Raw genomic sequence first — 14,786 nt, 5'->3', positions numbered from 1 at the left:
ATGGCGGCATTTGAATACAAAGCACTGGATGCCAAAGGCAAAAGTAAAAAGGGTTCGATTGAAGCGGATAACGCTCGTCAGGCTCGCCAGCGCTTAAAAGAGCAAGGCTTAATGCCGGTCGAGATGACCGAAGCTAAAGCGAAAATAGCGAAAGGCTCACAGCCATCGACTAGCTTTAAGCGTGGTATCAGCACGCCAGACCTTGCTTTGATCACTCGCCAAATCTCCACTCTAGTGCAATCAGGCATGCCCTTAGAAGAGTGTTTGAAAGCCGTAGCGGAGCAGTCTGAAAAGCCTCGTATTCGTACTATGCTACTCGCGGTTCGCTCTAAGGTAACGGAAGGTTACTCGCTAGCGGATAGCTTAGCTGATTACCCCCACATCTTTGATGAACTGTTTAGAGCCATGGTCGCGGCTGGTGAGAAATCTGGGCACTTGGATGCGGTACTAGAACGATTAGCCGATTACGCTGAAAACCGCCAGAAGATGCGCTCTAAGCTGCTACAAGCGATGATCTACCCTGTTGTGCTGGTGGTGTTTGCGGTGACTATTGTTTCGTTCCTATTAGCAACGGTAGTACCCAAGATTGTTGAACCTATTATTCAGATGGGACAGGAGCTTCCTCAATCAACTCAATTTTTATTGGCATCGAGTGAATTTATCCAGAATTGGGGCATCCAATTACTGTTGCTGATCATTGGTGTGATTGTGTTGATTAAGACTGCGCTCAAAAGACCGGGCGTGCGTCTAAGTTGGGACCGCAAATTATTGAGTATCCCGCTGATCGGCAAGATAGCGAAAGGCATTAATACCTCTCGCTTTGCTCGCACACTTTCAATTTGTACTTCAAGTGCGATTCCAATCCTTGAGGGGATGAAGGTTGCGGTTGACGTGATGTCGAACCACCATGTGAAACAACAAGTGTTACAAGCATCGGATAGCGTGAGAGAAGGGGCAAGCCTGCGTAAAGCGCTTGATCATACTAAACTCTTCCCGCCGATGATGCTGCACATGATTGCCAGTGGTGAGCAGAGTGGTCAACTAGAGCAGATGCTGACTCGTGCAGCCGATAACCAAGACCAAAGCTTTGAGTCGACGGTCAATATTGCGTTAGGCATTTTTACCCCGGCACTTATCGCTTTGATGGCGGGTTTGGTTCTGTTTATTGTGATGGCGACTCTGATGCCAATGCTTGAAATGAACAACTTAATGAGCGGCTAATACTGTTCATAGAACGTTTTTGGATTATCGAGAAGAAGGACACCATTCCCCTCAACTCGTTGTCTGTACTTTGGAGAAAATAATGAAAAATAAAATGAAGAAACAATCAGGCTTTACCCTATTAGAGGTGATGGTGGTTGTGGTTATCCTTGGCGTTTTGGCTAGCTTTGTTGTACCTAACCTATTGGGTAACAAAGAGAAGGCTGACCAACAGAAAGCCATCACAGATATTGTGGCGCTAGAGAATGCGCTAGATATGTACAAACTGGATAACAGCGTGTACCCAACAACGGATCAAGGTCTTGATGCACTGGTTTCTAAGCCAAGCAGCCCAGAGCCTCGTAATTACCGCGACGGTGGCTACATCAAACGCCTACCTAACGACCCATGGGGCAACGAGTACCAATACCTAAGCCCAGGTGATAACGGCACTATCGACATCTTTACTCTTGGCGCAGATGGACAAGAAGGTGGTGAAGGTGTTGCTGCGGATATCGGTAACTGGAACATGCAAGATTTTCAGTAAGCTTAGGCTTATTGTCGCTTGATGCCGTTATTTGATGGTAGGACGTAAACAGATGGAGTCTGCAAGGTGAAAACTACGCACAAACAGCCAGGTTTCACCTTGATTGAGATTCTTTTGGTGTTGGTATTACTATCAGTAACGGCGGTCGCTGTTATTGCGACCATTCCTACCAATAGTAAAGATGTCGCCAAAAAATACGCTCAAAGTTTCTACCAACGAGTTCAGCTACTCAGCGAAGAAGCGATTTTGAGTGGTCTGGATTTTGGCATTCGCATCGATGAAAAGAAATCGACCTATGTTCTGATGACGCTTAAGTCTGAAGGCTGGCAGGAAGTCGAATTCGAAAAAATACCCTCTTCAACAGAATTACCGGAAGAGCTCGCACTATCACTCAGCTTAGGCGGTGGCGCGTGGGCAGACGATGATCGGTTATTCAACCCAGGAAGCCTATTTGATGAAGATATGTTTGCTGATCTTGAAGAAGAAAAGAAACCTAAGCCACCACAGATCTACATCTTGTCGAGTGCTGAAGTGACACCATTTACACTCTCTTTCTATCCCAATACTGGCGATACTATACAAGATGGCTGGCGCATTAAAGCGTCGGATAATGGTGTGATTCGATTGCTAGAACCAGGAGAAGAAGATGAAGAGGAATAACCGTTCTCCTTATCGCTCTCGTGGTATGACGCTGCTTGAAGTGTTGGTGGCGCTTGCGATCTTTGCTACTGCGGCGATCAGTGTGATTCGCGCCGTAACCCAGCACATCAATACATTGAGTTATTTAGAAGAAAAAACCTTCGCGGCTATGGTTGTTGATAATCAAATGGCTTTGGTGATGTTACACCCGGAGAAGCTAAAAAAGACGCAAGGCACGCAAGAGCTAGCAGGTCGAGAGTGGTTTTGGAAAGTTACCCCAATCGATACGGCTGATAATTTGCTAAAAGCTTTTGATGTCAGTGTGGCAACTAGCAAGCAGGCTTCTCCAGTCGTTACGGTGCGCAGTTATGTGGTTAACTAAAAGCGTGTGGTCAACTAAGAGAATGCGGTTAGTTAAAAGCATGACGGTAAATAACAGTATGCCTCGCAAACAAGGTCTATCTTCAAAAGGGAGAGGCTTTACTTTAATTGAGGTGCTTGTTTCGATTGCTATTTTTGCCACGCTGAGTATGGCGGCCTATCAAGTAGTGAATCAGGTGCAGCGAAGCAACGAACTTTCAGCTGAGCGTAGTGCTCGTCTGAATCAACTACAGCGCAGTTTAGTTATCTTAGATAATGATTTTCGCCAGATGGCAGTACGACAATTTCGTACTGATGGTGAAGAAGCATCATCTAAGCTGGTTATAGTGAAAGAGTATTTATTAGATTCCGATAGTATTGGTATCGTGTTTACTCGTCTTGGCTGGCACAACCCACAGCAGCAGTTTCCTCGTGGTGAAGTGACGAAAGTGGGCTATCGCCTCAAAGAAGAGACGCTCGAGCGCGTGTGGTGGCGTTACCCAGATACACCAGCAGGGCAGGAAGCGGTTATTACCCCATTGCTTGATGATGTTGAAGCCTTGGAGTTCGAGTTCTACGACGGAAAGCGTTGGGGCAAAGAGTGGCAAGCCGATAAGTCGCTACCGAAGGCAATGAGACTTAAGCTGACATTAAAAGATTATGGTGAGGTAGAGCGAATTTATCTCACACCAAGTGGCACTCTAAATCAGGTTGGTGGTGACTCAAACAGTGACTCTTCAGGTAGTAGCGAGGGGAACGATGATGCGTCGAACTAATCAGCTTGCATTATCAAGACGAGCGCTAGGGCGTAAGCAACGTGGTGTCGCGCTGATCATTATCCTGATGTTACTGGCGATAATGGCAACCATTGCTGGCAGCATGTCGGAACGCTTGTTTACTCAATTCAAACGCGTTGGTAACCAATTGAATTACCAACAAGCTTATTGGTATAGCATAGGTGTAGAAGCGCTAGTACAAGATGGTATTAGGCAAAGCTACAAAGACAGCGATACGGTCAACCTAAGTCAGCCGTGGGCATTGGAAGAACAGGTATACCCATTAGATTATGGACAAGTTAAAGGGCGTATTATTGACGCGCAATCTTGTTTTAATCTCAATGCATTAGCGGGAGTGACAACCACTTCCAGCAACCAGACACCGTATTTAGTGACGGTTTGGCAAACCTTATTGGAAAACCAAGACATTGAGCCTTATCAAGCTGAGGTTATCGCGCATTCAACTTGGGAATTTGTCGATAGCGATACTCGAGCAACCTCTTCGACTGGTGTTGAGGATAGCACTTATGAGGCGATGAAGCCGCCTTATGTTGCGCCAAATGGTTTAATGGCAGATGAGTCTGAATTGAGAGCGGTGTACCAGGTGACTGGTGAGGTCATGAATAAGGTTCGACCTTTTGTGTGTGCCTTACCGACCGATGATTTCCGACTAAACGTGAATACATTGACGGAGCAACAAGCGCCGTTATTGGAAGCGATGTTTGCACCAGGCTTGAGTGAGTCGGATGCGAAACAGCTGATTGATAAGCGCCCATTTGATGGGTGGAACACCGTAGATGATTTTATGGCAGAAAGCGCGATTACCGCGGTGAGTGCAGAAATCAGCAAAAAAGCAAAAGCATATTTGACTGTAGATAGCGCCTACTTTGAGCTAGATGCAGAGGTTTTAGTTGAGCAATCTCGTGTACGTATACGAACGCTTTTCTATAGTAGTAATCGAGAAACAGTGACGGTGGTACGCCGTCGTTTTGGAGGAATCAGTGAGCGAGTTTCTGACCGTTCGACTGAGTAGCGAACCACAGAGCCCAGTGCAGTGGTTAGTTTGGTCGACAAGCCAACAAGAAGTGATAGCAAGTGGTGAATTGTCTAGCTGGGAGCAGCTGGATGAGTTAACCCCTTACGCTGAAAAACGCAGTTGTATCGCTTTATTGCCGGGAAATGAGTGCTTAATTAAGCGTGTTGAGATCCCGAAAGGTGCTGCTCGCCAGTTCGATTCTATGCTGCCGTTTTTATTAGAAGACGAAGTCGCGCAAGATATCGAAGACTTACATCTGACTATTTTAGATAAAGACGCAACCCATGCCACCGTGTGTGGTGTTGAGCGTGAGTGGCTTAAGCAGGCACTGGATACCTTCCGCGAAGCCAATATTATCTTTCGTAAAGTACTGCCTGACACCTTAGCCTTACCTTTAGAAGAGCTGGGCATCAGTGCGCTGCAGATCGAGCAGCATTGGTTATTGCGTCAAAGCAACTATCAAGCTGTGTCGATCAATGAGGCATGGCTACCGATGTTCTTACAAAGCGATTGGGTTGCCTTGGATGATGAAGAGCAGTCACCAACGATTTTTAGCTACACCGCACTGCCAAGTGATGACGTTCAACAGCAAAGTGGCATTGAGTGGCAAGCCAAGCCTGCTGAACTGGTGATGTCTTTACTGAGCCAACAAGCCATCACAAGCGGCGTAAACTTACTGACTGGCACCTTTAAAACCAAATCTTCATTCAGTAAGTACTGGCGCGTATGGCAAAAAGTAGCGATTGCAGCTTGTTTGCTGGTGGCGGTAATTGTCACTCAACAAATCTTGAAGGTTCAGCAATTCGAGGCACAAGCCGCAGCGTATCGAACGGAGAGTGAACGTATTTTTAGAAGCGTACTTCCGGGTAAGCAACGTATTCCGACGGTTAGCTATCTCAAGCGCCAGATGAATGACGAAGCTAAGAAATATGGTGGCTCGGGTGATGGTGATTCCTTACTTGGATGGCTAGCGTTACTGCCAGAAACTTTAGGACAAGTGAAAGCCATCGAAGTGAATAGTATTCGCTACGACGGCAACCGTTCAGAGGTGAGATTGGAAGCGAAAAGTTCTGACTTCCAACATTTCGAGACCGCGCGAGTGAAACTTGAAGAGAAGTTTACCGTTGAGCAAGGGCCATTGAATCGTAATGGTGATGCCGTATTTGGTAGTTTTACCCTTAAACCCCGTCAATAAACAGCGTAAGGAGATCAGTGATGAGAAATATGATTGAGCCACTCCAAGCGTGGTGGACTTCAATAAGTCAAAGAGAGCAACGATTAGTGATCGGTTGTTCCATTCTATTGGTGGTAGGCATCGTGTACTGGGGGCTATTGCAGCCGCTTAGTCAGCGAGCTGAGATGGCACAAAGCCGTATTCAAAGTGAGAAGCAACTGCTGACTTGGGTAACTAATAAAGCCAACGAAGTGGTGGAGCTGCGAGGCAGTGGTGGGATTGTTGCTAGCCAGCCTTTAAACCAATCTGTGCCAGCTTCTATGCGTCGTTTCAAGATTGAATTAATTCGAGTTCAACCGCGTGGCGAGATGCTGCAAGTCTGGGTAAAACCTGTGCCTTTTAATCAGTTCGTAGATTGGCTGACATACTTGAAAGAGAAGCAGGGTGTCGAGGTTGAGTTTATGGACATTGATCGCTCCGATAACCCAGGGGTTATTGAGGTCAACCGACTACAGTTTAAACGAGGTTAATGTGAAACGCGGTTTATCTTTGAAGTTAGGTTTACTCTTTGGCGGCATCTTTATTGTCTTTTTCTCGGTTAGTCTGTTGCTGCATCTACCGGCCTCTTTTGTGCTCAAACATGCACCTGCTGTGCGTGGCTTGAATATTGAAGGTGTTGAAGGAACGGTTTGGCAGGGCAGCGCCAATAATATCGCCTGGCAGCGCGTTAATTACGGTTCAGTACAGTGGGACTTCCAGTTCTCTAAACTCTTCCAAGCTAAAGCTGAAGTAGCGGTTCGCTTTGGTCGCAATAGCGACATGAATTTGTCAGGAAAAGGACGAGTTGGGTACAGCATGAGCGGTGCGTATGCGGAAAACTTAGTTGCATCAATGCCCGCAGCTAACGTGATGAAGTATGCGCCAGTGATGCCAGTTCCGGTTTCAACGACTGGACAGGTTGAGCTGACGATTAAACATGCGCTTTACGCTCAACCTTGGTGTCAGTCTGGAGAAGGTACTGTGGCTTGGTCTGGTGCTGCAGTTGATTCACCAGTAGGTTCGTTGGACCTAGGGCCTGTGATTGCTGACATCACTTGTGAAGATAATACACTGGCAGCCAAAGGCTCTCAGAAGAGTGTTCAAGTGGATAGCGAGTTCTCTGCGAGCGTCACACCAAATCAAAACTACACCTCGGCAGCATGGTTTAAACCGGGAGCAGAATTTCCGCCAGCCATGCAGAGTCAGCTGAAATGGCTTGGTAATCCAGATAGCCAAGGTAAGTACCAGTTTAGCTATCAAGGGCGCTTCTAGTTAGCTTCTTAATAACTAAGTTCTACTGGTTATTCGATAACAAGACATAAAAAATGGGCACCTTATTGAGGTGCCCAATTTATTTGAAGACTGTTCTAGCTAGCTTAGGTCAAAGCCCTAATCGTTGCTTCGTAGGATCTCGGCCCATGGTAAGTTTGCATCCCCAAGAACGATGAAATTCGGGTTCTCTAGCGTCTCTCTTTCATTGTATGAGAGTGGCTCTAATTGAGTGCTTAAGATGCGTCCACCCGCCTCTTCAACAATACACTGTGTCGCGGCGGTATCCCACTCGCCGGTAGGACCAAGGCGCAAGTAACAATCGACAGCACCCTCAGCGACTAAACAGGCTTTCAAAGCTGCTGAGCCTAATGGTACTAAGTCGTAGTTCCAAGCGGGACTCATGCGGCTAGTGATACGATTGATGTCTTGGCGACGGCTGATCGCCATTGCAATAGATTGGTTTGGTAGCTCATGACGATGCGTTTTGATTTTAACGCTATCGTTAAGGTCTGGAATCTTCCAAGCCCCTTTACCGCTGTATGCGTAATAGCTCACACCAGAAACTGGAGCATATACCACACCCATTACCGGCTTGTTGTGCTCAATTAGGGCGATAATTGTCGCGAAATCACCGCTTCTTGCGATGAACTCCTGTGTTCCGTCTAGTGGGTCAACCAGCCAGTAGCGGTCCCATTGTGCGCGCTTTTCTAGGCTAATGTCAGCGGCCTCTTCAGATAGCACAGGGATATCTGGCGTGAGCTCACTCAGTTTTTTCGAGATCAGTTTATGCGCAGCTAGATCGGCACTGGTGACTGGCGTGTCGTCACTCTTGGTGAACTCTTCGTAATCTTTCTTTTCGTAGATCTCTAAAATGAGTTGGCCTGCAGAGCGAGCAACCTCAATCACAGAGGGTAGGAGATGAGACAAATCTTTTGTTGTTGGCATAAATATTCTCTTACTCTTCGAGCGCTTATGGCTTTAGTTATTATTCAGCGAGCGAAGGGTCAATAGTAGGGCGGTAATACTGCGAGCTTCACAGAAGTCGAGATGCGTTAATAGCTCTTCGGCTTGAGCAAGCGGCCAGCGCACAATGTCCAGTGGTTCAGGTTCATCACCTTCTAGCTTCTCTGGGTAGAGGTCTTCTGCGATAAATAGCGTCATTTTGCTAGAAAAGTAAGAGGGAGCGAGAATCACTTCCTTGAGTGGAGTGAGTTTGTTAGCACCAAAGCCAATCTCTTCTTTGAGTTCACGAACCGCAGCGTCACTTGGTTGTTCACCTGGATCAATCAGCCCTTTTGGAAAGCCGAGTTCGTAGCGTTCAGTTCCCGCTGCATATTCACGTACTAATAGAATATCGCCTTGCTCAGTAATCGGAACCATCATCACTGCGTTGCGTCCGCTAGGCTTCATGCGTTCGTAAGTGCGCTCTTCACCGTTTGAAAAGCGTAAGTCGAGAGACTCGATAGAGAATAGTCTTGATTGAGCGACAGTTTGTTTAGCCAAAATCTCTGGCTTGGTCCTTTTTGTCATTGCGCTCGCTCCTTAGCTCATTGGAATTCTTTCTTATAAAGTCATTCTAATATAGGGGAAATGACCTTGAGTTCCTAGATCCGAGTTTTCATATCCGAAAATTATTGAAGCAGGAATCGATTACGATCACTTGAATACCTTATTCAAGATGGTAACGAGGTGAAAATATTGCTGGATAACAAAAGAGTATAGAGAGAACGCGATAGTCCTAACTTGCTCATCCATATAACAAAAAAGGTTGACGCTTGCGCATCAACCTTTCAAAAAATTATTCATACTTAATCAGAGATTAGTAGTAAGAGTGCTCACCACGATCGTGCTCTGTTGCATCCCGAACAGCAGTCAGTTCACCTTCGAACTGTTGAAGAAGTTCTTTTTCGATGCCTTCTTTTAGCGTTACATCAACCATAGAACAACCGTTACAACCACCACCGAATGCTACGATAGCTGCGCCGTCTTCAGTGATTTCTACCAAGCTAACGTGACCGCCGTGACCAGCAAGTTGTGGGTTAACTTGTGTTTGAATTGCGTATTCAACACGTTCTAGAAGTGGTGCATCGTCTGCTACTTTGCGCATTTTAGCGTTTGGTGCTTTAAGCGTTAGCTGAGAGCCCATCTTGTCAGTAACGAAGTCAATTTCAGCTTCGTCTAGGAACGGTAGGCTTAGCTCATCTACATATGCAGAGAAAGCTTCGAATTTAAGTTCTGTGTCAGACGCTTCAATAGCATCTGTTGGGCAGTAAGAAACACCACACTCTGCGTTTTGTGTACCCGGGTTTACCACGAATACACGAATGTTTGTACCTTCAGGCTGCTGTGACAGCAGATTGGCAAAATGAGTTTGAGCTGTTTCTGTAATAGTAATATTTGACACGACGAATACCTGAGTAAATTTGTAGGCTATTAGCGCCATTCTACTCCTGTCAGATTTGTAATTCAGCCCTTTTTTGTTGGATTGCTGTACAAGTAGCGACTCACGCCAGTTATCCAGAGGGCTCAGGAGTGCGGCAGATGCAGTAAATATCAATCCTTTTCACCCCTACTTCAAGTAATAATTGGCATAATTGATACACAGTACTGCCTGTGGTTACAACATCATCAATTATCGCGACATGTGAGTAATCGATCGCTGAAAAGTTGGTGTTTCTCATCGCGAATGCCCCTTTCAAATTACTTTTTCTGACTGATTTAGTGAGCCCTTGTTGTGAAGCGGTTGAGCGGATGCGCTTGAACAAAACGGCATGGCCTATTTTGAGTTCTTGAGCTGTGTAACGCGCTAACAACTGACTCTGATTAAAACCGCGATGAATGTATCGACGCCAATGTAAAGGAACACTGGTGACTAGCGATGCTGGCTCTTCAATGCGGGACGCGAGCAAGGTTGACAGATCTCGGGCAAACCAGAATTTATCGGCATACTTCATCTGTTGTATATAGCCTGCGGTTGGAAAGGTGTAATCACCGACACAATAGAGCCGATGCCAAGGTGGCGGGTTAGCTAAGCATTCACCGCATTGCTCGACGGCTGTGACCGTTTTCAATCCGCATCTTTGACAGCGAGGCGTGAGCTCGAACAGCTTTAGGCAACTATTACACCATCGAGGGTGATGATCATCAGGCTGTTTATCTAGCTTACACAGGTGACATTGAGGTGTGACCAGACGCGGTGTGTGTTTTTGTAGCCAATCGGATAACATAGCTCGCGATGCTTTTGGGTTATGGTGTTCCTTTTGCTCACCATACTGAAAAGTGCAGGTTATCGCTGATGGAAAAAGTAGGGAATATTGAGAATGAGTGACGCGTTATGTTGGCATGTTTCAGGGCAGGGACCCGATTTGGTGTTAGTCCACGGTTGGGGAATGAACGGTGCAGTCTGGCAGCAAACCGTAAATGCGTTAGAGGCTGATTTCCGAGTTCACGTTGTCGATTTGCCTGGTTACGGTCATAGCTCTCATTGTCATGCTCAAGATCTTGAAGAGATAGCCCAGCAGCTATTGGCCGAAGCACCTAAACACGCGATTTGGGTCGGTTGGTCACTCGGTGGCTTGGTGGCAACGCACATGGCATTGCATCATCCCGATTATGTAAGCAAGTTGGTGACGGTTGCTAGTTCACCGAAATTCGCTGCCGCAAAAGAGCCGGTACTATGGCGCGGTATCCAGCCCAACGTATTAACCGCGTTTACGGAACAGTTGGTTGAAGACTTTCAAACCACCATCGAACGTTTTATGGCCCTGCAAGCCATGGGCAGCCCTTCGGCAAGGCAAGACGTAAAACAGCTTAAGCAAGCGGTACTGTCCCGTCCATTACCAAACCCTGAATCATTATTGGCAGGTCTAAAGATGCTGTCTGATGTTGATTTAAGAGAACAATTACCGGAGATTTCCGTTCCTATGCTGCGCTTGTATGGTCGATTAGACGGGCTGGTACCAATCAAGGTTGCCAAAGACCTGGGTAATGCGCTACCTCACACCGAGCAGTACATCTTCACCCAATCCTCGCATGCACCGTTTATGACGGAAGCGGATGCCTTCTGCAGTGAGCTAGTCAGCTTCGCACAAAAATAATTGCTAAATTTATCACCATCTTGGTCGATATATAATCTAACCAATGCGCTGTATGATACTCAGACATCTCTCTCTCACCTGAGCAGAGTGCAGTAACTTGGGCCATGCCTGTTGTGCTAACTCAGCACAAGAGTGTTATGGCAGCAGCGATGGGCGATTCTTGAGGAGAGTTCGCGATGATTGTGTCACCTGCAACTGCAGTGAGTGTGCCACTAATCGCCCCGTCCGTTAATGTGCAAACAGAGCAAGTTGCGCGTGATAATAAAGTCCGAGAGCCTGTTGCTCCCGCAGTAGCATTGGCGAGAACCAATGCAGAGCGCAAGGTAAAGTCGGACGATAAACGAAGGCAGCAGTCGGCTTGGGATCCTTCAGACCATCCAGGTTATGAAATGGAGAACGAGTCAGAGGCCAATTCGGTTAGCCAAGAAGAGTCACAAGATCCTTTTGATAGGCTGTTCAGCTTGTTGGCGCTGAGAACATACAGTGCCGACCAAGGAAAAGGCTATACCATGCGTTTCCGCCTGCCAAAGCATGTTTTAGGTGCGGCGATTCAGGAGGGACAGATGGAGAAACGACGTAAGGTCATAAAGTATCATTATGGTCATGCTGTTGCGCCTCATGCTCCATCAGAGATGCTGGTCGTGTTGTAAGTCGAAAACTTATGACCCCATCAAGCTTCGATGTCTCTTTTGAACACATAATAAAAAACCTGCATACCCTAAGGGATGCAGGTTTTCTGTTTTAGGCGAATCTGTTTTTCAAATGCGCTAAAGGATTACTTTTTCGCTTTAGCAAAAGCAGCTGCGAATGCACCACCCATCGCGCCATTCTGTTGTGGCTCCTCACGACGGCGTTGTCCACCTTGCGAGTGTTGATTCGGGCGGCTTTGCGTGCGAGGTGCGCTTGAACGCTGAGCTCGGTTATCTTGTCCCGGCTCGTCCTTCATACGCATGCTGAGTGCAATACGCTTACGCTGAACATCCACTTCCATCACTTTTACTTTCACGATGTCACCCGCTTTAACCACTTCACGTGGGTCAGAGACAAAGCGATCGGTAAGCGCTGAAATGTGTACTAAACCATCTTGGTGAACGCCGATATCGACAAAGGCACCGAAGTTAGCCACGTTTGATACCACACCTTCTAGAATCATGCCCGGCTCCAAGTCTGAAACGCTGTTTACTCCGTCGGCGAAGGTAGCAGTCTTGAACTCAGGGCGAGGGTCACGGCCCGGCTTATCCAGCTCTTTGATGATGTCTGTCACTGTCGGTACACCAAAGTTTTCATTGGTGTAATCAATGGCATGTAAACCACGTAGGAAGTCTGTGTTACCTACCAGAGACTTGATGTCTTTCTGGTTTTTCTCAGCGATGTTCTTCACCACTGGGTAAGCTTCTGGGTGCACCGATGATGCATCTAGCGGGTTCTTGCCGTCCATGATACGCAGGAAGCCAGCACACTGTTCAAAGGCTTTTGGCCCCAAACGAGCGACTTTTTTCAGTGTCGTACGCGCTTCGAAGCGACCATTTTCATCTCGGTAGTCGACGATGTTCTGAGCGATAGCGCTAGAAAGGCCAGCGACACGCGTCAGTAGTGCAGCAGAAGCCGTATTCACATCAACACCAACCGCGTTTACACAGTCTTCGACAATCGCATCTAGGCGCTTAGCAAGCATGGTTTGGCTTACATCGTGTTGGTATTGACCCACACCGATCGATTTAGGGTCAATCTTCACAAGCTCAGCTAGAGGATCTTGTAGACGACGCGCGATAGACACAGCGCCGCGCAGTGATACGTCCATGTTCGGGAACTCTTTCGCTGCTAATTCAGACGCTGAGTACACCGATGCACCGGCTTCGCTCACAATGATTTTTTGCGCCTTTAGGTTGCCACGCTTAATCACATCAGCCACGAAGCTGTCGGTTTCGCGTGAAGCGGTGCCGTTACCAATCGCAATGAGGTCAACGTTAAACTGACGAACCATCTGCTCAACAACGTGAGCTGATTTGTCGTATTGCTTTTGTGGTGGGTGAGGGTAAATGGTTTCTGTCGCGAGAACCTTACCTGTTGAATCAACAACCGCGATTTTCGAACCGGTACGTAAACCTGGATCTAGGCCTAACGTTGCACGAGGGCCAGCAGGCGCAGCCATCAGTAGGTCTTTTAGGTTGGTGGCGAATACTTCAATCGCTTCGATCTCTGCACGCTCTTTCATCGCGCCCATGAGTTCGGTTTCCATGTGCATAGAAACCTTAATACGCCATGCCCAGCTGATCACTTGCTTACGCCATGTATCTGCATGTGCACTGCTCAGAGTAATACCGTAGTGATCAGAGATGATGTTTTCACAGTAAGAACCACGAGCGCCTTCTTCTTGCTCAGGATCGGCATTCATCGCTAGTGTTAGAAAGCCTTCATTTCGGCCACGTAACATCGCAAGTGCACGGTGAGACGGCACTTTGCTGAGTGTTTCGTTGTGCTCGAAGTAGTCTTTGAACTTCTCGCCTTCTTGCTCTTTACCTGTCACTACACGAGCGACTAGCTCTGAGTTGCGTGTTAGGTGTTGGCGGATCTTTTCTAGCAGGTTTGCATCTTCCGCAATGCGTTCCATGATGATCGCACGAGCACCATCAAGAGCGGCTTTGGTATCGGCAATGCCTTTATCGTTGTTGATGAAGTTCGCCGCTTCCGTTTCTGGATCGTGCTGTGGTTCATTCCACAGTGTGTCGGCAAGTGGTTCTAAACCCGCTTCAATCGCGATCTGGCCTTTCGTGCGGCGCTTTGGTTTGTAAGGTAGGTATAAATCTTCTAGACGAGTCTTGCTGTCGGCTTGAGTGATATCACGCTCGAGCTCTGGCGTGAGCTTACCTTGGTCTTGAATCGACTTAAGAATCGTTTGGCGACGATCATCAAGTTCACGAAGGTAAGAAAGGCGACTATCAAGGTTACGTAATTGGGTATCGTCTAAGCCTCCCGTAACCTCTTTACGGTAGCGGGCAATAAAGGGAACGGTATTACCGTCGTCAATTAGGGTTACTGCGGCGGTGACTTGCTCAGAACGAACATTCAGTTCTTCAGCGATCAGTCGACAGATAGCTTGGCTCATCCGATGAATCTCTTATTTAATATCGTGACAAATACATGGGGGTGAGCGTACGCTTTTTCTAGCTTTGACTGTGTAATTATCCTGTCAGAAGTCGAATTTCCGTTTGTGATACCCGCTTTGTGCGAGATCTCTTACAAGTGATGTGAGACTAAGTCACTTTAAACTCAGAAAATTGTCCCAATAAAACAATAAGTCAATGATTTTATTGGTTTTGACGTTTTTGGGCGTATTTCCCACAGTAAATGTTTTTTAGGACTATCTAGGAAACACGGCCATTTCCCGTAATATTTAACTTGTCGACAGGGAGTTGGCAGGAACAGGAAAAAGCCTAATGGACTAGGTATCTTCAGGATGAAGATTTGATTACTTAGGATGAGTGGTCAGCAAGGAAGTGATAATCTCTGGATGAGATTCGCCAGTCAGGACGACAGGCTAGAATGGACACCGCTAGGATGGCGATGAACAAAAAGGAAATTGGTTAAAGGATTTAGCCACTATCAAGGAAAGATGCAGGGAGCACCTTATCTCGAAGAGATAAAC

Annotated in this window: 16 protein-coding genes; 11 read left to right on the top strand and 5 right to left on the bottom strand. The window is 47.0% G+C overall.

The window, feature by feature from the left end; all coding sequences use genetic code 11:
* The 9 genes from gspF (at position 1) to L1D55_RS06475 (ending at position 7,043) form a co-directional block, all read left to right on the top strand.
* Positions 1 to 1,221, top strand: coding sequence for a type II secretion system inner membrane protein GspF (gene gspF / locus L1D55_RS06515; protein ID WP_239916916.1), 1,221 nt, complete (start codon positions 1 to 3; stop codon positions 1,219 to 1,221).
* Between the two features lie 82 nt (positions 1,222 to 1,303).
* On the top strand, positions 1,304 to 1,747 hold the full coding sequence (gene gspG / locus L1D55_RS06510) for a type II secretion system major pseudopilin GspG (protein WP_102421614.1): 444 nt from the start codon (positions 1,304 to 1,306) through the stop codon (positions 1,745 to 1,747).
* Positions 1,748 to 1,813: 66 nt separating this feature from the next.
* Positions 1,814 to 2,407: a type II secretion system minor pseudopilin GspH gene (gspH, locus tag L1D55_RS06505; protein ID WP_239916915.1), complete on the top strand. Its 594-nt coding sequence runs from the start codon at positions 1,814 to 1,816 to the stop codon at positions 2,405 to 2,407.
* Positions 2,394 to 2,768, top strand: a complete 375-nt coding sequence (gene gspI, locus L1D55_RS06500) for a type II secretion system minor pseudopilin GspI (RefSeq protein WP_105057736.1) — start codon at positions 2,394 to 2,396, stop codon at positions 2,766 to 2,768. Before gspH ends, gspI begins: the two co-directional genes overlap by 14 nt.
* Positions 2,755 to 3,522, top strand: a complete 768-nt coding sequence (gene gspJ / locus L1D55_RS06495; RefSeq protein ID WP_239916914.1) for a type II secretion system minor pseudopilin GspJ — start codon at positions 2,755 to 2,757, stop codon at positions 3,520 to 3,522. Before gspI ends, gspJ begins: the two co-directional genes overlap by 14 nt.
* Positions 3,506 to 4,555 (top strand): type II secretion system minor pseudopilin GspK, encoded by a 1,050-nt coding sequence (gspK, locus tag L1D55_RS06490; protein ID WP_239916913.1) that lies wholly within the window; start codon positions 3,506 to 3,508, stop codon positions 4,553 to 4,555. Before gspJ ends, gspK begins: the two co-directional genes overlap by 17 nt.
* Positions 4,524 to 5,753 carry a type II secretion system protein GspL gene (gene gspL / locus L1D55_RS06485; RefSeq protein ID WP_239916912.1) on the top strand — a complete coding sequence of 410 codons (1,230 nt, stop codon included), beginning with the start codon at positions 4,524 to 4,526 and terminating at the stop codon, positions 5,751 to 5,753. The genes gspK and gspL overlap by 32 nt, the downstream gene beginning before the upstream one ends.
* 20 nt (positions 5,754 to 5,773) lie before the next feature.
* Positions 5,774 to 6,262 (top strand): type II secretion system protein M, encoded by a 489-nt coding sequence (locus L1D55_RS06480; RefSeq protein WP_171367990.1) that lies wholly within the window; start codon positions 5,774 to 5,776, stop codon positions 6,260 to 6,262.
* Between the two features lies 1 nt (position 6,263).
* Positions 6,264 to 7,043 (top strand): type II secretion system protein N, encoded by a 780-nt coding sequence (locus L1D55_RS06475; RefSeq protein WP_239916911.1) that lies wholly within the window; start codon positions 6,264 to 6,266, stop codon positions 7,041 to 7,043.
* Between the two features lie 117 nt (positions 7,044 to 7,160).
* Here L1D55_RS06475 and cysQ read toward each other — a convergent pair whose 3' ends face one another.
* From cysQ to L1D55_RS06455, 4 genes are all read right to left on the bottom strand, one after another.
* Complete coding sequence (gene cysQ / locus L1D55_RS06470; protein ID WP_239916910.1) at positions 7,161 to 7,988, bottom strand: 3'(2'),5'-bisphosphate nucleotidase CysQ; 828 nt, start codon at positions 7,986 to 7,988, stop codon at positions 7,161 to 7,163.
* Between the two features lie 33 nt (positions 7,989 to 8,021).
* Positions 8,022 to 8,573: an ADP compounds hydrolase NudE gene (gene nudE, locus L1D55_RS06465; protein ID WP_061033119.1), complete on the bottom strand. Its 552-nt coding sequence runs from the start codon at positions 8,571 to 8,573 to the stop codon at positions 8,022 to 8,024.
* A 289-nt stretch (positions 8,574 to 8,862) separates the two neighbouring features.
* On the bottom strand, positions 8,863 to 9,447 hold the full coding sequence (gene nfuA, locus L1D55_RS06460; RefSeq protein WP_004741449.1) for a Fe-S biogenesis protein NfuA: 585 nt from the start codon (positions 9,445 to 9,447) through the stop codon (positions 8,863 to 8,865).
* A 109-nt stretch (positions 9,448 to 9,556) separates the two neighbouring features.
* Positions 9,557 to 10,270 carry a ComF family protein gene (locus L1D55_RS06455; RefSeq protein WP_345772778.1) on the bottom strand — a complete coding sequence of 238 codons (714 nt, stop codon included), beginning with the start codon at positions 10,268 to 10,270 and terminating at the stop codon, positions 9,557 to 9,559.
* 93 nt (positions 10,271 to 10,363) lie between these two features.
* Here L1D55_RS06455 and bioH point away from each other — a divergent pair, with 93 nt between their 5' ends.
* The gene (gene bioH / locus L1D55_RS06450; RefSeq protein ID WP_239916908.1) at positions 10,364 to 11,140 is read left to right on the top strand and encodes a pimeloyl-ACP methyl ester esterase BioH; all 777 of its coding nucleotides are present in this window, start codon (positions 10,364 to 10,366) and stop codon (positions 11,138 to 11,140) included.
* 176 nt (positions 11,141 to 11,316) lie between these two features.
* Positions 11,317 to 11,790, top strand: coding sequence for an ATP-dependent Lon protease (locus L1D55_RS06445; RefSeq protein ID WP_239916907.1), 474 nt, complete (start codon positions 11,317 to 11,319; stop codon positions 11,788 to 11,790).
* 125 nt (positions 11,791 to 11,915) lie between these two features.
* On the opposite strand, the gene L1D55_RS06440 is transcribed toward L1D55_RS06445, so the two are convergent.
* Positions 11,916 to 14,246, bottom strand: a complete 2,331-nt coding sequence (locus tag L1D55_RS06440; RefSeq protein WP_239916906.1) for a Tex family protein — start codon at positions 14,244 to 14,246, stop codon at positions 11,916 to 11,918.
* Positions 14,247 to 14,786 lie beyond the last annotated feature (540 nt).

The sequence above is a fragment of the Vibrio sp. Isolate22 genome (assembly GCF_022398115.1).
GTDB lineage: Bacteria > Pseudomonadota > Gammaproteobacteria > Enterobacterales > Vibrionaceae > Vibrio.
Note: the sequence above shows the minus strand (reverse complement) of the source record. Positions and strands in the feature narration are given on the sequence as shown.